The sequence below is a fragment of the Microvirga splendida genome, from assembly GCF_016427565.1.
Lineage (GTDB): Bacteria > Pseudomonadota > Alphaproteobacteria > Rhizobiales > Beijerinckiaceae > Microvirga > Microvirga splendida.
The window spans coordinates 32,152-50,417 of record NZ_JAELXT010000031.1 but is presented as its reverse complement, the minus strand read 5'-3'; the positions used below and the strand labels follow the sequence as shown (position 1 = coordinate 50,417).

15 protein-coding genes are annotated in these 18,266 nt (G+C 65.0%); 6 read left to right on the top strand and 9 right to left on the bottom strand.

The genetic code is table 11. The features are described from left to right. Positions 1-32: 32 nt before the first annotated feature. Entirely contained in the window at positions 33-437 is a 405-nt protein-coding gene (locus JAO75_RS20585; protein WP_199051018.1) for a hypothetical protein, read from the bottom strand. 85 nt (positions 438-522) lie between these two features. After that, entirely contained in the window at positions 523-1,071 is a 549-nt protein-coding gene (locus JAO75_RS20580) for a hypothetical protein (protein WP_199051017.1), read from the bottom strand. A gap of 185 nt (positions 1,072-1,256) precedes the next feature. Here JAO75_RS20580 and JAO75_RS20575 point away from each other — a divergent pair, with 185 nt between their 5' ends. Further along, positions 1,257-1,505, top strand: coding sequence for a helix-turn-helix domain-containing protein (locus tag JAO75_RS20575; RefSeq protein WP_199051016.1), 249 nt, complete (start codon positions 1,257-1,259; stop codon positions 1,503-1,505). A 414-nt stretch (positions 1,506-1,919) separates the two neighbouring features. Here the strand turns inward: JAO75_RS20575 and JAO75_RS20570 are convergent, their stop codons facing one another. Further along, positions 1,920-6,749: an apolipoprotein A-IV repeat region-like domain-containing protein gene (locus tag JAO75_RS20570; protein ID WP_199051015.1), complete on the bottom strand. Its 4,830-nt coding sequence runs from the start codon at positions 6,747-6,749 to the stop codon at positions 1,920-1,922. A gap of 315 nt (positions 6,750-7,064) precedes the next feature. Here JAO75_RS20570 and JAO75_RS20565 point away from each other — a divergent pair, with 315 nt between their 5' ends. Beyond that, positions 7,065-7,385 carry a 2Fe-2S iron-sulfur cluster-binding protein gene (locus JAO75_RS20565; RefSeq protein ID WP_199051014.1) on the top strand — a complete coding sequence of 107 codons (321 nt, stop codon included), beginning with the start codon at positions 7,065-7,067 and terminating at the stop codon, positions 7,383-7,385. Between the two features lie 15 nt (positions 7,386-7,400). Then, positions 7,401-7,829, top strand: a complete 429-nt coding sequence (locus tag JAO75_RS20560) for a universal stress protein (RefSeq protein WP_199051013.1) — start codon at positions 7,401-7,403, stop codon at positions 7,827-7,829. 61 nt (positions 7,830-7,890) lie between these two features. Here the strand turns inward: JAO75_RS20560 and JAO75_RS20555 are convergent, their stop codons facing one another. From JAO75_RS20555 to JAO75_RS20535, 5 genes are all read right to left on the bottom strand, one after another. Next, positions 7,891-8,460: a hypothetical protein gene (locus tag JAO75_RS20555; RefSeq protein WP_199051012.1), complete on the bottom strand. Its 570-nt coding sequence runs from the start codon at positions 8,458-8,460 to the stop codon at positions 7,891-7,893. 4 nt (positions 8,461-8,464) lie between these two features. Further along, positions 8,465-9,640, bottom strand: a complete 1,176-nt coding sequence (locus JAO75_RS20550; RefSeq protein ID WP_199051021.1) for a vWA domain-containing protein — start codon at positions 9,638-9,640, stop codon at positions 8,465-8,467. Between the two features lie 64 nt (positions 9,641-9,704). Beyond that, positions 9,705-11,498 carry a cation:proton antiporter domain-containing protein gene (locus JAO75_RS20545; protein WP_199051011.1) on the bottom strand — a complete coding sequence of 598 codons (1,794 nt, stop codon included), beginning with the start codon at positions 11,496-11,498 and terminating at the stop codon, positions 9,705-9,707. A 221-nt stretch (positions 11,499-11,719) separates the two neighbouring features. Next, entirely contained in the window at positions 11,720-13,669 is a 1,950-nt protein-coding gene (locus tag JAO75_RS25255) for a calcium-binding protein (protein WP_199051010.1), read from the bottom strand. A gap of 101 nt (positions 13,670-13,770) precedes the next feature. Next, positions 13,771-15,057: a cystathionine gamma-synthase family protein gene (locus JAO75_RS20535; protein ID WP_199051009.1), complete on the bottom strand. Its 1,287-nt coding sequence runs from the start codon at positions 15,055-15,057 to the stop codon at positions 13,771-13,773. 102 nt (positions 15,058-15,159) lie between these two features. Between JAO75_RS20535 and JAO75_RS20530 the strand changes: the two genes are divergently transcribed. Beyond that, positions 15,160-16,008, top strand: a complete 849-nt coding sequence (locus tag JAO75_RS20530) for an AAA family ATPase (RefSeq protein WP_199051008.1) — start codon at positions 15,160-15,162, stop codon at positions 16,006-16,008. Then, positions 16,008-16,532 (top strand): SixA phosphatase family protein, encoded by a 525-nt coding sequence (locus JAO75_RS20525; RefSeq protein WP_199051007.1) that lies wholly within the window; start codon positions 16,008-16,010, stop codon positions 16,530-16,532. The genes JAO75_RS20530 and JAO75_RS20525 overlap by 1 nt, the downstream gene beginning before the upstream one ends. Here JAO75_RS20525 and JAO75_RS20520 read toward each other — a convergent pair. Continuing rightward, positions 16,529-17,050, bottom strand: coding sequence for a GNAT family N-acetyltransferase (locus tag JAO75_RS20520; protein WP_199051006.1), 522 nt, complete (start codon positions 17,048-17,050; stop codon positions 16,529-16,531). The genes JAO75_RS20525 and JAO75_RS20520 overlap by 4 nt on opposite strands. A gap of 153 nt (positions 17,051-17,203) precedes the next feature. On the opposite strand from JAO75_RS20520, the gene JAO75_RS20515 reads away from it, so the two are divergent. Continuing rightward, a complete protein-coding gene (locus JAO75_RS20515; protein WP_199051005.1) occupies positions 17,204-18,259 on the top strand; it encodes a hypothetical protein in 1,056 nt (351 codons plus the stop codon). The last annotated feature ends 7 nt before the right edge of the window (positions 18,260-18,266 follow it).

Here is an 18,266-nt window from a genome sequence, read left to right as displayed (position 1 = left end):
TCTCTTCGAGCCACAGGAGTGTTGGAACTTCCTCAAGGCAGCCGGATATGCGTCCGTGTAATCGTCCGGTGCTCTAGGGCCAGCCAGGCCAGGGTCAGGACCGCGGCTGGTGTCCCAGCGACAGCGATAAAATACGCCTCACTGATGCAGCCAGCCCACAAGGCGCCCCCACCAGCCAGCAGATAAAAGGCCGGAGCAAGAGGATAGTAGAAAAGAAACCTGTTTGAACGGACTTGCTGCGGTCGCCCTACACTTCGTTGGTTAGCGATCTCACTGGCTACAACAGCGGCCCACGCCAAAATCATCACGGCAGCAGGCGTGCCGAGAAAGGCCAAGAACTCGACACCGTTGAAGTGCCCGGTTTGCACAAGGTACCAGCCGATCACCAACATGATGGCCGGGGGAATCAGGAGCCCGAGAGCATACCTGAGGATCATGATAGACCTTCAACGATTGATCCACTTAAGGAGAGCTCGATTAAGGGCTGTGCTCCAGTTCTCTAAAGGCGTGTGGTGCATTGTATTACTTTCGAGAAGTGTTCTTCTGGTCTTGCTCAAAAAGATGGTCCCAGTTGCCTGACGTCAGCTCTGTGGTCGGGAGGGGGAGCCCCAGCATCGCGCGCGCTGCCGCCCAAGCCCGGTAATCCGCCACTCTCGTCCGAGCATCAATCTTATGGACGAGGCTCAGAAGCTCCTGCTGCTGAACGAAGAGAGCTGACACGTCTGTTGGCGCTTGGTCGGCTGTGCTTTCCTCCATGGTGCGCTCCAACCATTCGAGACCGATCCAGTCGACGATGTAAGCAACAATCGCAGGGGTTCCCTTCAGTACCGCGCTGCTTGTCGAGGTATTCTGGTAGGGACGCTTTCTTGTGAGGATGCGCCCGTGTCCTCGACACCATTGTTCGAAGCTGTAGCGCCAGTCCATACGGGCTTGGAGCGGCCCCTCGGCCGAAATATGAATCTCGTAGGCTGGTATCTGCCGATCAACAACCTGGATCGAACTGCTGAAGACCAGGGTCGGATAGTCGGGCAGGCTGTAATCGAAACACTTCATGAGGGGCCTAAACGTCATTCGATCCTATGTCTCCTTCACGAGCCGTAAGCCAGCCGAAATGGCTGCGTTAGATGAGCAGCAAACCATTCGACTGGTTCGGAAGGGACTATGCCGAGAGGTAGGGGGCAGTTTCCAGCGGGTAAGACCATTTTGTAGAGTATACTCCGTGTAAGAATACTCCACAAGGCGGTGCGATCTCGGGTATGTCGATCCGGGATGTGCTCGCCAAGAATGTAAGAAGATACCGAAAGGCTGCTGGGCTTTCGCAGGAGGAGCTTGCCCATCGGGCGGAGATTGACCGGACCTACATCAGTTCGATCGAGCGCAGTGTCTACGCGGCTACCATTGACGTGGTGGATCGGCTTGCCAAGGCTTTAGGTGTCGAGGCAGCCGATCTTCTTGTTAGGCCGCGAAAGCGGTCCGCGCCGGAGACACCTTCGTCCGCTCGCTAAGCGAGAAGCGTTATCGAATGCGTGCAGTCTGTCATTTCAAGTATGGCTGCTGTTCCCGGACAATCTTGGTCGGCTCCACGGACGTCAGTCAAGTAATCACGACTGGTGGGCGTCAAAAGGATTGAGATTGCGCCGCCCGGACATCGCAGTGATCGGCGAGCAGGCGCTCCACTACGGCTCGCCACCAAAACCATGAAGGCCAGACCTATCCCGAGGGATTGAAAAACAAGAAGCATGGATTCCTCCATGCTCCGTGCATTACGATGTATTGCAATGTATGTATCCATCGCAACATTATGTTACTCAATTCACTGAAGATATTGATCTATTTGCCACTCACTCACTTACGATGTACGCTTAGGGCATAAGTCCCAGAGGCCGCGTTTTCGTATTCGGCTATGGGCTGGGATCCGCTCAGTCGAACCGGCCGCTGGCGTGGGCCAGCATCGTATAGACCTTGCCGGTCTCCGACGTGAGGTAGGTCTTCGTCAGCATGGAGTCCCGGTCGTCGCGGGAGACCTCGGCGAGCAGGCGCTCGAACTCCTCCACGTAGCGGTCTACCGTCTGCCGGAACTCATCGTCACGGCCGTACTTGCGACGGATCTCGTCGAAGGTCTGCTGACCCTGAAGGGTATAGAGCCGGCGGGTGAACACGTTGCTCTCGCCCCGGCGGTAGCGGTCCCACAGCTCCACGGCCGCGTCATGGTCGATCATGCGGGCGATGTCGACCGAGATCGAGTCGAGCGACTCGAGGCTGTTGACCCGTGCACGGTCGGTGCGTCCTGCATTGCCGCGGGCCGGTTCTACCGTCTCCTCGCGGGAGGCGCGGTTCAGGAGGTCCGACAGCCAGCCGCCACGGGCACCGGCCTCAGGGGCGGGGGCCTCCTGACGGCGGGGAGCCGGGCGCTCGGCCGCCGGAGCAGCCTGACGCGCAGGCGCCGGAGCAGGGGCCGGCGTCGGAGCGGGAGCAGGCTTCGGCTCGGCCTGACGGGCCACGGGGGCAGGCGCAGGGGCGGGTGCCGGAGCCTGGGCGATGCGCTGCTCGACCGCGGCGGCAACCGCCGCCATGGTCGCGGCGACCGGGGTCTCGTTGACGGCGGCCTTGCGCGGCTGGGCCGCGGGAGCTGCGTCGACGAGGCGGTTGGAGCGCGAGACCAGGGCGGACAGCTCGTTGAGAGCCTTGATCTGGTCGGCGACCACGCGGCGCATGTTGGCGGTGGTCTCCTGGGTCTCCTGCGGCAGCTCGACGACGCCGCGGCGGAGTTCGGCCCGGGTGGCCTCCAGCTCGCGCTGGATCTGGCCCGTCATGCCGCGCAGCTCGCCCATGGCGTCGCGGAACTTCGTGGTGGCGCTGCTCAAGGCGCCGGCCATCTCGGCGGTCGCCTGCTCGTAGCTGGCGCGCAGGGCCTCGGCCGTCCGCTCGCTCTCCGCACCGGTGGTAGCGCGGATGCGCTCGAACTGCTCGCCGATGGCGGTCGTGGTGGTGTCGGCCGCGGAGGCCAGAACCGAGCCGATCTGGCGCGCCTTGGCCTCGGCGTCCTGGAGCGAGCCCTCCACCAGGGTGGTGAAGGAGCGGGTCACGGATTCGAGATCCTGCGAGCGCTCGCTGATCCGGGTCAGGAGCTCGTCCAAGGCCTGCTGGCGGCTGGAGAGAGCCTCGTTCATGCGGGCCTCGACGCGCTCCAGGGCAGTCGCGGCCTCGGTGAGGGTGCGGGTCTGCTCGCCCGTGGTGCTGGCGAGCGCCTGGCCGCGCTCCTCGAGGCTGCGGGCCAGTTCCTGCGCCTGCTGGATCGCACCCGACGACACGTTGCGCAACTCGTCGACCTGCTCCGCCACCTGGTCGGAGGCGCGGCCCGTCTGGGTGGCGATCTCCGAGAGAAGCGTCTCGATATGCAGGACGCGTCCGGCCAGGCCATCCTCGACAGCGCCGAGATTGCTGCTGGCGGAAGCGGCCACCTGCTGGAGCATGCGGTTGGCGTCGGTCAGGCGGCCAAGCACATCGGTGAGCTCGCCCCGCAGGCGCTCGTTCGCGCTGGTGAGGGCCTCCACCGTCTGCTCGGTTCCTTCGCTGAGCGAGACGCGGACGGCCTCGGACGACTGCATGTAGGAAGCGGTGAGCTCCATCGTGCGCTCCTGGAGCGACGAGAGGAGGGTAGTGCTTCGATCCTGCAGGCTCTCGATGACGGCGTTGCTGCGCTCTTCGAGGCTGCGCAGGGTCGTGTCGCTGATGGCCGCAACCTCGCGGCCGATGACCTCTCCCCGGCTGCCCAGGCTCTCGACGAGCGAGGCGCCCTCGGTGTCGAAGATCGAGCGGATCTCGCCGATGCGGCCGGTGAGGGAGCCGAGAATGGCTTGGCCGCGCTCGTCGATGGTCTCTGCTGCGCCGGTCAGACGGTTGACGACGCTATCCTCGAGCATCGTGACGCTCTGGTTGAGAGCGGCGGCCAGCTCCTCGGTACGGCTGCCGAGGGTCGCGGCGATCTCTTCCGCGCGGCTGCCCAGGGTCTGGTTGATCTCGAAGGCGCGGGTGCCGAGGGTCTCGGCGATCTCATCGGCACGGCTGCCCAGGACCTCGTTGATGGAGGCGATGCGGCCGTCGAGGGACTGGCCGATCTGCTCGGCCCTGGAGGCCAGGGTGTCGGCGATGGCGTTGGTCTTGGCGGTGATCGCCTGACTGATCTCGTCCACGCGGGCCTGGAGGGCCGTGGCCACGTCGCGGCCGCCTTCGGCCATGACGCGGGCCATCTCGCCGGTGCGCACCACGAGGGCCTCGTTGAGGGCCGTCGAGCGGGCGCCGAGCACGCTGTCGACACGTTCGACAATGGTGTCGAAGCTGGCCGTGATCTCGGTGGTGCGGCGGGAGGCATGCTCTTCGAGAGCCGAGAGCTGCGTCTCGATGGCGGTGGTCGCCTCGCGGGCACGTTCGGCGAAGGACTCGGCTACGGTGCGACCCTGGACGGTGATCAGGCGGTCCATCTCTTCGAGGCGGCCGGTGATGGTTTCCGTCATGCTACCCACGTCGCGGGAGATGCGCTCGGCCACTTCGCTGCCGCGGGTGGTGACGTCCTCCAGGGCCGTGAGACGGGCCACGAGGGTCTCTTCCATCTCGCGGGTGCGGGTGTCGACGGTGGTAGACAGGGTCTCGGCCGTGCGGTTGAGGGCCTCGTTGACGCGCGAGCCCTGGCTGGCGATGGCGAGCACGATTTCCTTGGCCGTGTTGGCAAGACGGGTCTGCGCGTCCTCGGTGTGAAGGGACAGGGTCTCGGAGAATTCCTGGCCGCGGTGTTCGAACGCGGAGCGGAACTCCTCCACCTGGGTCCCCATGAGGGTCGACAGGCGCTCGCCGGCCTGGGTGAGGCTGGTCTCGAGGGCCTGGCCCTGGACCGTGACGGATTCGCTGACGCGCAGGCTGGCGCTTTCGAGGCGCGTGGCGAGATCCTCGACACGGGTGCCGATGGACTCGTCGGCGAGCCGTACGGCGCCCTCAAGGTGCTCCCGCACCTCGGTGCCGCGCTGGCCGATCTCGCGGGTGACGTCCGCGGCGGTGGCCGCCAGATTCTCGCGGAACTCGTTGCCGCGCAGAACGATCTCCTCGACGACGCCGGCGCCGGTGCCGGCAAGCTGCTCGCGCAGGGAGCTGCCGCGGGTGGCAAGCTCTTCGATCAGCGAGCCGGCCGTGAGGGCAAATTCCTCGCGCACGGTGCTGCTGCTGGTGGTGAGGGCCTGGACCAGCGTGGTCCCGGTCTCGGAGAGCTGCTCGCGCATCTGGGTGCCGCGGGTCACGATCTCTTCGCTCACGGATGTGCCGGCTGCTGCGATCTGGTCGCGCATCTCGGCCGTGCGAGCGGAGATGTCGTCGGCGATCACGCCGCCGGTGGCAGCGAGCTTCTCGGTGATCTCGGCGCCGCGCTGGGTGAAGCTGTCCTCCAGGGTGCGGGCCGTCTGCTCGAAGGCCTCGCGCACGTCGTTGCCCTGCTGGGCGAGGGCGTCGATCACGCCGCGGCCGGTCTCGGCCAGAGTGCGGGTCACCTGGCTCGCACCGTCCTGCAGGTGGCGGGTCAGCAGGTCGCCGGTGCGCTCGAAGGCGCCGGTGATGTCCTGAGCCTTGCTCTCGAGGGCGGTCGTGATGGTCACGCCCACTTCCGAGATGCCGTTCTTGATCTCGTCGCTGGAGCCTGCGAGGCGCTCGACCAGCTCGACGCCGCGGCTCGCCATCTCCTCGACGACGCGCTCGCCGGCGCGGCCGAGAGCCTGGGTGATGTGATCGCCCTGCTTCTCCAGCGAGGCGGTGACCTTGTCGCCCGCGCCGCTCACGGCGGACACGACGCGCTCGCTGGCGCCGTCCAGATCCTGGATCAGGTTCTGATGCACGCCGGTGATCGAGCCGCGCACGCGCTCCGCGTTCGACACGATGGCCTCGCGCTGCGCCACGAGCTCGTCGATGAGGGAGCGGATGCGGATCTCGTTGTCGGAATAAGCGCGCTCCAGCGTCGAGATTTCGCTGCGCACGAGAGTCTCGAGCTCGCCGGCACGGGCGAGCGCCCGCTCGACGCCGTCGCCGACGGCCGCCACTTCGCGGCGCACGGCCTGGGAGACGGAGAGGACGGCGTCGGTGGAGAAGTTCTCGGGCTGGGCTAGGCGGGCGGCCACCTCGCCGACCGCGCGGGCCACCAGCTTCATTTCCTGCGAGCGGACGGTGAGCATGGCGGCGATGAAGAACAGGAAGACCGGAGCCACGAGGCCCACGGCGCCCAGCGCCAGCTGGGATGTGGAGAAGGCAGCGAGCAACTGCTCGGGTGTGGTGATACCCTGGGTGTAGACGAGGGCGCCGATGCCGCCGAGCCACAGGAGGGACAGGAGAGCCGCCATCCAGTAGGCGCGGCGGGAGGGGCGAACCTGAAGGGCCTGCAGCATCACTCCGACATTCTGGCGGTCATCGTTGGCGACGGCATTCCGGTCGGGGGCGACGAAACCGGAGCGGACCATGTCGTCGAGCCGCGGATCGTGATCGTCGGCCTGCGCGGAAAGGGAATCCGACCCAAGGCCGAAGGGGCCCTTGGTGAAGTCGTGGTCGTCGATGTCGGGCAGCTTGGGATCGTCGCCGAAGGGCTTGTCGCCAAAGGACTTGTCTCCTGACCGACCCGGAGTGTGGATCACGAAAGTCTCGTCAAGGTTCAGTGCCTGCTCGACAGCCGTCAGGGCTGCCTCAGCCGGGTCCTTCATCTTCTTGTTCTCGGTCGCCATGATCCGCCCTCGTGACGCAACTGATGATTCTGAAGCCGCACTCAATCCACGAAAAGCAAGGTGAATGCATGGCCTCAGCCGCTACGGATGAACCTAAAGGCACTTCCGCACGGTAATCTGTCATTTACCAAGCAATTCTAGCGGCCGAACTGAAACAAGGAAACCAATTGTCCCCTGCCACTTGCGAACGTCGTTAACGGCTTAGTAACCTGCAGTACGGGGCACAATGCGGCAAAAAGACGGCATAGATGGAGCCCGTCTCTCGTATTCCGATGCAGGCTGTCATAAGTATGCGCCGACAAGCAGAGGTCCGCAATGATCCAGATCACGTTCATCGATGCCGAAGGAACCTCCCGCACCGTCGAGGCGGAGGAGGGCGCAACCGTCATGGAAACCGCCATCCGCAACGGCGTTCCGGGTATCGAGGCCGAGTGCGGCGGCGCCTGCTCCTGCGCGACGTGTCATGTCTATGTCGCCGAGGAGTGGGAGGCCGCCACGGGCCAGCCCCAGCCGATGGAGGAGGACATGCTGGACTTCGCCTACGACGTGCGCCCGAACTCGCGGCTCTCGTGCCAGATCCGTGTGCGGCCGGAACTCGACGGCCTCGTCGTTCACACTCCCACGCGGCAAGGCTGATCCGGAGGCAGACCCATGTTCAAGACCATCCTGGTTCCCGTCGAACTCGGTGACGTGGAGGCGGCCCAGCCCGCCATCGACAAGGCGGTCGAGCTGGCCAACGGCTCGGGCGGCTCCCTGCGCCTGATCTATGTGCGCGCCATCGTGCCTGTGACCTACATGGAATTCATGCCGCCGGCCTTCGACGAGGAGCAGCAGGGCCAGGCGGAGGCCAAGCTCGCCCAGATAGCGGCCGGCATCGCGCTTCCTGCCGAGCGCGTCTCGGCGGTGGTCCGTCTCGGCTCTGTCTATGCCGAGGTGCTGGACGAGGCGGAGAAAACCGGCGCCGACCTCATCGTGGTCGGCTCGCACCGGCCCACCATGGCCACCTACCTGCTCGGCTCCAACGCCTCCACCATCGTGCGCCACGCCCGGTGCTCGGTGCTTGTGGTGAGGGCAGGGTGAGTTCCCGTCGTCATGCCCGCAACAAGTGCGGGCATGACGACGAAAGGTGATGCGCGAGCGTTCAACCCGCCTTAGGCAAAAGCTCCTCCGGCAGCGCTTCCGTGCGGAAGCGGCGGGGCTTGTTGAGGCGGATCATCGGCTCGATCTGCCAGTAGCCGACGACCGCCAGGAGTATCCCCAGGAGCGCAACCGGGGTCGCTCCCATCTGGAAGGCCTGCCAGACCAGATAGGCCATGGCCAGGAGCGAGGCGACCGCGAGCGCCGAACTCGGCAGCCACAGGCCCATGGGCTTGCCGGCCACGAACCGCGCCTCGGGGTTTGCCCGAACGATGGCCTCGCACAGGGCCTTCACGAAGGCGCGGTACTCCCGGGTCAGTTCCTGTGCCTCCACGAGGCTCTTCCAGTCGAGGGAGTTGAAGGTGAAGGACTTGCCGTCCTTCATAATGACCTTTGTGCGGAAGGACCGTTGCGCCAGCCGCCCGGGCTCGAAGGTCATGCGCACGGTGTCCACGGCGCCGAGCTGGACCTCGTGCATCTTGCGGCCCGTATCCACCGTGAGCTTGTCGCCCTTGAGGGTGAAGGAAATCGGCCCGCTGAAAGGCTTGGGGCTGTGGCTGTAGGTCTGCTTCATCGGTTCAACGTACCAGTTCGCGCATGGCGTGGTCGATGCCTTCGAGATTGAGCGGATACATGCGCTCGCCGAAGGTCTGGCGGATCAGATTGATCGACTGCGTATAGCCCCAGTGCGGCTGCGGCACCGGGTTCAGCCACACGGCTTTGGGGAAGTGATCGAGAATCCGCCGCAGCCAGGCCTGGCCGGACTCCTCGTTCCAGTGCTCCACGGAGCCGCCGGGATGCGTGACCTCGTAGGGGCTCATGGAAGCGTCGCCCACGAAGACCACCCGGTAGTCGGACGGGTAGGTGCGGATCACGTCGAGGGTGGGGATTGTCTCGTCGAAGCGCCGGCGGTTCTCCTTCCACACGTTCTCGTAGACGCAGTTGTGGAAGTAGAAGTGCTCGAAATGCTTGAACTCGAGCCGCGCGGCCGAGAACAGCTCCTCGGCGATCTCGATGTGCCAGTCCATGGAGCCGCCGACGTCGAGAAAGAGCAGCACCTTCACGGCGTTGCGGCGCTCCGGCCTCAGGCGCACATCGAGATAGCCCTTGTGGGCGGTCTCGTGGATCGTCTCGTCGAGGTCGAGCTCTTCTGCCGAGCCGGTGCGGGCGAAGCGGCGCAGGCGCCGGAGCGCGATGCGCATGTTGCGCACGCCGAGTTCGACGCTGTCGTCGAAATCCCTGAAATCGCGCTTGTCCCACACCTTCACGGCGCGGAAGTTGCGGTTCTTGTCCTGGCCGATGCGCACGCCTTCCGGGTTGTAGCCGTAGGCGCCGTAAGGCGAAGTGCCGGCGGTGCCGATCCACTTGTTGCCGCCCTGGTGACGCCCTTTCTGCTCGTCGAGACGCTTCTTCAGGTTCTCCCAGAGCTTGTCCCAGCCCATGGCCTCGATCTGGCGCTTCTCCTCGTCGGTGAGGTAGCGCTCCGCGAGCTTGCGCAGCCATTCCTCAGGGATCCCGGTCTCCTCGACGGCCTGGCCCATGCTTTCGAGGCCCTTGAACACATGGGCGAAGACCCGGTCGAACTTGTCGAAGTGCCGCTCGTCCTTCACCAGGCAGACGCGGGAGAGATAGTAGAACTCCTCTACGCTCTTGTCGGCGAGGTCCCGGTCGAGCGCTTCCAGCAGGGCCAAGTACTCCCGGAAGGAGACCGGCACCTTGGCTGCGCGCAGCTCTGTGAAGAAGGTCAGGAACATCCGGCCAATGTCGCGCAAGGGCCGGGAAGGTCAAGCGCCAATCGGCAGCGCCGGACCGAAGCCGTCACTTCCCGATGGTCCGCCGCGCCCGGAACTCGATGCGGTCGGGCTTGCGGGTGTTCTTCGTCTTGAGGATTTCCCGGAACTCATCCCGCCGCTCGTGGATCGAGGCGATCACGAGGCCCATGGGCACGCCGATATCCGCCAGCACCGCCTCGCTCAGCTGCAGGGAGGCCTCGATGGTCTCCGGCACGGCATCGTCTACGCCCAGGTCGTAGAGCTGGGCCGCGTGCTTGTCGTCGCGGGCGCGGGACACGATGGTGATGTCGGCCCGCTCCTGCCGGGCTGCCGCGACCACCGCTCCGATGGAACTCGGCGTGTCCAGGGTGATGACGAGGGCGCGGGCCTGCTCGATGCCGCAGGCGCGCAGGAACTCCGGGTAGGAGCCGTCGCCGAAATAGACCGGCTTGCCGGCCTTGCGCTGCTCGGCCACGCGGGCCGGATCCATGTCGATGGCGAGATAGGGCACCTTGTGGCGCTGGAGCATGTCGCCGACGAGTTGCCCGACGCGGCCGTATCCGGCGACGATGACACGCCCGGGCTCTTCCGGAGGCGGCGGAACGGCAGCGGCCGGGTCCGTGGGGCGCTTCCTTTCGAGCTGCCGGCCCAGGCGGCGCGCCAACCGGGCGAGAAACGGGATGGCCACCATGGTGAGCGTCGTCACGAGCAGGAGATTCTGCCCGACTCCCTCGGGCACGAGCCCTGCCGCGATGGCGCTGCCGAGGATGACGAGGGCGAACTCGCCGCCCGGTCCCAGGAGCAGGGCCGTCTCGGCCGCCTCTGCCGCGTTCAGGCCGAATGGCCGGCTGAGCCAATAGATGATCACGCTCTTGATCGCGACCAGGAAGGTCGCGACGGCCAGGATCGTCAGCGGCGTCTCGAGAAACTGGAAGATGTCGAGGCTCATGCCCACCGAAACGAAGAACACGCCGAGCAGCAGGCCCTTGAAGGGCTGGATCGTGGTGTCGACGGCGCGACGGTACTCGGTCTCCGACAGGAGAATGCCGGCGATGAAGGCGCCGAGCGCCATGGACAGCCCGCTCACCGCGGCAATCAGGCTCGTGACCAGCACCACCAGCAGGCAGGCTGCCATGAAGAGTTCCGGGCTCCTGGTGGCCGTGACCATCTGGAAGAATGGACGGAGGACCAGGCGCCCGATGCCGACGATGACCGCGAGCGCGAAGGCAGCCTGGCCGAGGGCGAGTAGGAACGAGAAGATGGTCGCCTCGGGCAGGCGCGCGTCCAGGGCCGCAATGGTGAACAGGATCGGGGCGACCGCGAGATCCTGGAAGAGCAGGGCGGAGAAGGTGGCGCGTCCGGATGTGGTGTTGAGCCGCTTCTGCTCCGCGAGCACGGGCAGGACGATGGCCGTCGAGGAGAGGGCGAACGCAATGCCGATCAGGGCGGCGGCCGTGATGGTGTCGACGACCTTGTAGGCGAAGAGCCCGACGGCGATGGTGCACAGCAGAACCTGAAGGGTGCCGAAGCCGAAGACAAGGCGGCGCAGGATGCGCAGGCGCTGCCAGGACAGCTCGATGCCGATGGTGAAGAGCAGGAAGACCACGCCGAATTCGGCGAGCCGGGATGTGCCTTCCGGATTCGTGAAGGTGAGCCAGTCGACCCAGGGATGGTCGGGGATGAGACGGCCAAGCCCGTAGGGTCCCAGCAACGCGCCGGCTGCCAGGAACCCCAGCACCGGACTGATCCTCAGCCGATGAAAGAGGGGAACGACGATGCCTGCCGTTGCCAGAAAGAGAATGGGTTCCTGATAGGCATGCAGGTCTATCGCAGCGGCCATTGCTTCCTTCCGGTTGACGATATTGTCCTTCTAGCCGCGAGGGGTGCGCAAGGGGTTAATGCCGCTCAAGGCGGAATGGCGGGCGCGACATGAACGCATGGGCTCGGGGCTCACGCCTCTGCCCTAAACCTCCCCGAGCGGAAGGCGGCACGCGCCCTGTTCCGCCTGCGATCCCGGACCCGCGTTGAGCCTCGTCCGGGACGCCCCGCCCGCCAACCGGCTCAGATCACGAAAAAGTCCTTGTGCGTGAGGGCGACTTTCTCCGCGATCTTGAGGATCTTGACCGCAGCGCTCCTGCCTGTGCCGTCCGCATCGTAGAACACGTCGCCGGTCTTCTTGTTGTAGAGGATCCGGTCGTTCGCATCCTTGGCCTTGGTGCCGAGCACGAAAGCCGATTTGGACACGGTCCCTGTCTTCTTGAGGCCCTTGAAGATGGCGTTCTCCAGGCGGATCGTGTCGTCCTTGGCCGAGAAGTCCAAGATCGTATCGACATTGGTCTTCTTGTTGGGGCGGCTTTCGAAAACGAACAGATCCTTGCCTGCGCCACCGGCAAGAATGTCCTTGCCGGTCCCGCCATAGATCAGATCGTCGCCCAGAAGCCCTTCGAGGCGGTCGTTGCCCGACGAGCCCTTCAGGGTGTTCTTGCCCGCATTGCCGACAAGCGTATTCGCCAGGGCATTGCCGGTGAGGCTGATGGCCGTCACGTCCTCGGCCTTCTCGACCTTCAGGTTCTCGACGGCTCCAAGCGCGGCAAGGCTGAAGTCGAGGGTGGTCAGGACGGTATCGGTGCCCTGGCCAGCCACCTCCACGATGGTATCGCCGGCATCCCGGATCAGGAAGGTATCGTTGCCTGTCCCGCCGATGAGGGAGTCGATGCCGCTACCGCCATAAAGCTCATCGTCGCCACCACCGCCGTTCAGGGTGTCAGCGCCGAGATAGCCTTCCAGCGTGTCGGCGAGAGCGCCGCCGGTCAGCTTGTCGTTGCCCGAGCCGCCCACAAAGTCGACACGCTCGATTCCAGAAGTCTCGGTACCATCCGCCAGCTTCTGCGGCCCAAGCGATGTCAGGTCGAATTCAAACGCCTCTGTCTTCCGCATTCGATCGATTACAGCGAGATCGATACCGCTCCCGCCGTCGATGACTTCGCCGACCGCTCCTCCCGTGACGTTTCTGGTGCTTGTGCTGATCAGCCGGTCATCGCCTTCGCCACCCTTCAAGGTGTCATTGCCCAGACTGCCATCGATGGTATCGTTGCCAGCACCGGCCGATATGATGTCGCTGCTCACTGTGCCTACGACTTGATCGTGCTGCGACGTATCCCCAGCGAGCAGGTTGACCTCCGTTGTCAGTCTGGTGCTGACCGTCCACCCCGAAAGGTCAAGGTTGGCGGCTCCGGTGCCTGTCCGGTTGATGACAAGGGTTGCGGTTGCCGTGCTTGGGGCCACCCCCACCCTCAGCGTTGGTGAAAGCCCATTGGGGCCTAGCATGTCTGTTCCGATGGTCGCTTTCAAATCGGAGCCGAGGAATGCCACCGCGTCGATGGCGACGATTTTCGCGAACTCAACGCTCTGCCGGATTACCACCGTGTCCATTTCGTCGCCGACGCTCGTGCCATCCGCGTTGCCGCCGATCACAACGATATCTGAGAGGGTCGATTGAGCATTGATGATGAACTCATCGTCTCCGGCTCCCCCAATCAGGGTAGCGTTTGATTCATCAGCGGTAAGGAAGTCGTCGCCATCCATGCCTTCGAGGGTATCGCCCATTCCAGAGGTTTGTAGATGGTCGATGCTCGTAGTTCCGATATAGTGGTCGGAGGTCGAGAATAGCTCATCAATGGCATCCTCCGACCCCGAGCTCATCAATGTGGTATAAAAATCCGCAAGAGATTTATTGATGCCTGTCGCTGTAGCAATCGTATTGCCGCTCGCGTCCTGGATCTCGAGGCTCTCAATCGTGCCGGATATTGGATTATCATTGACGTCGTAACCGAAGCCAACGCCATTCAGGATGAACCGGTACCCCTCGACATTGCCATACGAGCTCAAGACTACATCAGGAGCAACAAGGGTATACTTGGTGGGTTCTTCGATCTTGTTACTTGCCGGGTACAAGAAGACGTGAAGCGGAGCATTGACGCCCCGCTGATTGGTATAGAGAATCTCAGCCATAACATGCCCCCTAAGATGGCGGCATGTTATAGTGTGCTGACGCTATGTAAAGCGAGGGTTCCGCCCATTTTACAGGGCGGAGGGCCGGTGAAGGGTTCTCCTCACCCCAGCGTCGACAGCGCCTGCGCCAGGTCGGCCACCAGATCGTCCGGATGCTCGATGCCGATGGACACGCGGATCGTGGCGTCCGAGACTCCGAGGCGGTCGCGGGTTGCCTTCGGCACGCCGGAATGGGTGGTGGAGGCCGGATGCGAGATGAGCGACTCGGTGCCGCCCAGGCTGACCGCCAGCTTGAACACCTGGAGCGCGTTGAGCACCCGGAAGGCCTCGGCCTCGCCGCCCTTCACGTCGAAGGAGAAGGTGGAGCCGGGGGCGTCGCACTGCTCCTCGTAGACCTCACGGGCGCGGGAGCCCTCGGGCAGGTAGGCGAGGTGGTGGACCTTGGCCACGCTCGGGTGCTCGTGCAGGAACTGCGCCACGATCTCCCCGTTGCGGTTCGCCGCGTTCATGCGCAGCGCCAGGGTCTCGAGCGAGCGGCCGAGCATCCAGCAGGAATGCGGATCGAGCTGGGTGCCGATGGAGGAGCGCAGCAGGCGCACCGTCTTCATCAGCTCCTTGGAGCCGAGCGCCGCACCGGCGATCAGGTCCGAATGGCCGCCGACATATTTCGTGAGCGAGTAGACCGAGATATCCGCGCCGTTCTTCAATGGCTTCTGGAAGACCGGGCCGAGCAGGGTGTTGTCGCAGACGATCACCGGGCGGTGGCCCTGGGCGGCGGCGATCTCCTCCGCCACGGTGCGGATGAGGGCGATATCCACGAGGGTGTTCATGGGGTTGGACGGGGTCTCGATCTTGATCACCGAGACGCGGCCCTTGGCCATCGCCTCCTTGGCGGCGGCCCGGATGCCCGCCTCATCGACGCCGTCGCCGAAGCCGACGGCCCCGATGCCCATGTTGGCGAGCGTCTTGGCGATCAGGGTCTCGGTGCCGCCGTAAAGCGGCTGCGAGTGGAGAATCACGTCGCCGGAACGGGCGAAGGCCAGGATCGTGGTGGCGATGGCCGACATACCGGAGGAGAAGAGGAGGCCGGCTTCCGCCTCCTCGAAGATGGCGAGCCTGTCCTCGACGATCTCGGAATTCGGGTGGTTGAAACGGGAATAGACCAGTCCGGCGGTCTCTCCTTGAGGCGGCTCGCGCCGGCCCGCCACGTAATCGAAGAACTCCTTGCCGTGCTCGGCGCTGTTGAACACGAAGGTGGAGGTCAGGAAGACCGGGGGCTTCACCGCGCCTTCCGACAGGGTCGGATCGTAGCCGTAGCCCAGCATCAGGGTCTCGGGCTTCAGCTTATGATTGCCGATACGGTCCTTGTGATAGCGGTTTGCAGCCATAGGTCATGTCTCCCATTTGTTTGTCATGGGCTTAGCCTATGAAGACGATTGCCGAAAGGCCGGGGCAGGACTTAGGGTCTGATTAGAGCGAGGAAGTGTGAAATGGCGCGTTTTGCCGGAACGGAATCCTATGTGGCCACCGAGGACCTGACGGTCGCGGTCAACGCCGCGATCACCCTGGAGCGCCCGCTCCTGGTCAAGGGCGAGCCCGGCACGGGCAAGTCGGTGCTGGCGGAGGAGATCGCCCGGAGCTTGAACGCCCCGTTGATCACCTGGCACATCAAGTCCACCACCAAGGCCCAGCAGGGCCTCTACGAGTATGACGCCGTCTCCCGCCTGCGCGACAGCCAACTCGGCGACCCGCGCGTCTCGGACATCCGCAACTACATCAAGCGCGGCAAGCTGTGGGAGGCCTTTGCCTCGGACCGGCGCCCGGTGCTGCTGATCGACGAGATCGACAAGGCCGACATCGAGTTTCCGAACGACCTGCTGCTCGAGCTCGACCGCATGGAGTTCTTCGTCTACGAGACCGGCGAGACAATCAAGGCCGCCCAGCGCCCCATCCTCATCATCACGTCCAACAACGAGAAGGAGCTGCCGGACGCCTTCCTGCGCCGCTGCTTCTTCCACTACATCAAGTTCCCGGATGCCGAGACCATGTCCCGGATCGTCGAGGTGCATTACCCCGGCATCAAGCACCGGCTGGTCGAGGAGGCCTTGAAGATCTTCTTCGACGTGCGCGAAGTTCCGGGCCTGCGGAAGAAGCCCTCCACGTCGGAACTGCTCGACTGGCTCAAGCTCCTTCTCGCGGAGGATATCGGCGCGGAACAGCTGCGCGAACGCGACACCCGCAAGCTCATCCCGCCGCTGCACGGGGCGCTGCTCAAGAACGAGCAGGATGTGAGCCTGTTCGAGAAGCTCGCCTTCATCGCCAGACGGGAAGGACGCTGATGCTCCGCCTTCTGCTCCTCCGCCACGCCAAGGCCGCCTGGCCCCCGGGGACCCTCGACCTGGATCGCCCCCTCGCCAAGCGCGGCCAGGACGCCGCGCTCGTCATGGGAAGCTACCTGAAAAAGGAGCGGCTCGAGCCCGACCTCGCCATCGTCTCCTCGGCCCGGCGCACGCAGGAGACCTGGGAGCGGGTTCAGCCGATCCTGGGCGAGATCGAGATGCGGCCCGACGGGAGGATCTACGAGGCGCCCGTGGGGCGCCTGCTGGAGGTGATGCGCGAGGTGGAGCCCGGGACCGGCACCCTCCTGCTCATCGGTCACAATCCCGGGTTCGAGGAACTGGCCAAGCACCTCATCGGCGAGGGCGACATGGACAGCATCCTGCGGCTCGGCCAGAAATACCCGACCGCCGGTCTCGCCGTGATCGACTTCGAGCTTGAGAGCTGGGGCGACGTCGCTCAGAAGTCCGGCCGTCTCGAGCGTTTCGTGACGCCGAAAACGCTGGGCAGCGACGACGACGATTAGTCCTCTGCCGGCTGCGGCAGGTCGAGAAAGAGCAGCTCCTCGTCGTAGAACGTGTCGCCGACGCGGAGGGCCTTGCGCTGGATGCCGTATGGCTGGAACCCGAGGGCGTGATAGGTGCGCCGGGCGCCGTCATTCGTGAGCCCCACGGCCGCCTCAACCATAATCACATGTCGGGCGGCGTGGTCGATCACGCGCTGAACGAGCCTCTTGCCCACATGGTGCCCGCGCCATTCCGGCTTCACGTAGACGCCCCAGAGCACGCCCTTGTGGCGGGCCTTCACCCGGTCGTAGACGGCAAAGCCCGCCATGCCGACGAGCGTATCGCCTGCGAATGCCCCGAACACGGCATTGGGGTGGGACGACAGGCGCGTCCGGATGGTTTCGAGCGGGAGCGCCTCATCCTCCTCGTAGCTGGCGCCGAACGCCTCCGGCGAGCCGGCGAGCGCTTCAAGCCTCAACGTGCGGAAGGCCTGGGCGTCGGACGCATCGAGAGCGCGGATCTGGATGTCGGGCGTCATGGATCCCTGCTGCACGGTTGGGGCAGAGCATTCGTGGGATGTGCGGCCGCGCCGGTCAAGGCAAAGGTTTAAGGTGAACCTATGGGCTCCCACCATCGTTTGGCCTGAAACCTTCCCGATTGTTCTCGGCCGAAGCGGGGGCTGATCCTCATCATGGTGCTTCAGACGTTCTACGCGCTCGCCCTGGCGGTTCGTGGGCTCATGCCGGGCGACGCGCAGCCTCCCGGCGGCGATGCTGCGCAGGCGGAGCCGCAGGTCCTCGCGGCACGCTACGAGCCCGAGAGCCGCGAGGTCACCAACTGGCGCTCCGAGGCCATGGATTCCCTGGAGCCGAAGCCTGTGGTGGCGGTGGCGGCCCTGTTCCGGGCCGAGCGCCCGTTCGTCACCCGCTGCGTGAAGCTCAACAATTACTGGTGCATCAAGAGCGCCCGCTGGAACGGAGAGCTGGCCACCGATAGCGAAGGCCATGTGGGCTTCGCCTCGGCCGATCACAGCGCCGATGCCGCCGCCACCCTGCTGCGGCGCTATTATCTCGAGTTCAACCGCAAGTCCGCCCTCGACATCGTGCGCCGCTGGGCGCCGGCCGAGTGCAACGTCGCCACCGGCATCGGCGGCATGGCGATGCTGGCCGTGCGAGGCATCGGCGGCACGGTGCGGGCTCAATACCTCGCCTCGCGCAGAAAGAAGGGTGGGGCGGTGCGCTACACCGCGAAAGCCGGCCCCAGCGGCAAGCCCGGCCGGGTCTCCATGGTGATCCCGATGGCGCCGAAGACGCCGCAATATCGGGTGCCGAGCATCGCGGCCGGCATGGGTGAGAAGCCGAAGCCCGCCAAGCCGCTCGTCGCCACTCGCCGCAAGCCTGCGCAGAAGCCAGCCATTGCGTCCAAGCCTGCCGCGAAGGTTCAGGTCGCGATGGCCTGCCCCTCGGAAGAGCAGCGCCACCGCAACTATGCTGGCCGGATGGTGGAGGGCCTGGGCCTTGGCCCGAGCGATGACCTGAGGCTGTTCTCGGAGGACGGAACCCCTCTGCCCAACCTCGCGCACGTGATGCTTGCCATGTCGGCCTTCGAACTCGGTGCCCTGCGCGCGAGCCCCGATCTCGTGGAGGGTGCGATCGAGCGGGCGGTCGCGAAGGTTCAGGAGACCGCGAAGGCATCCGCGCAGAAGGCCGAAGCGTCGCAGAGCGGACCACAGAACATCGAGCGATGACAAGGCC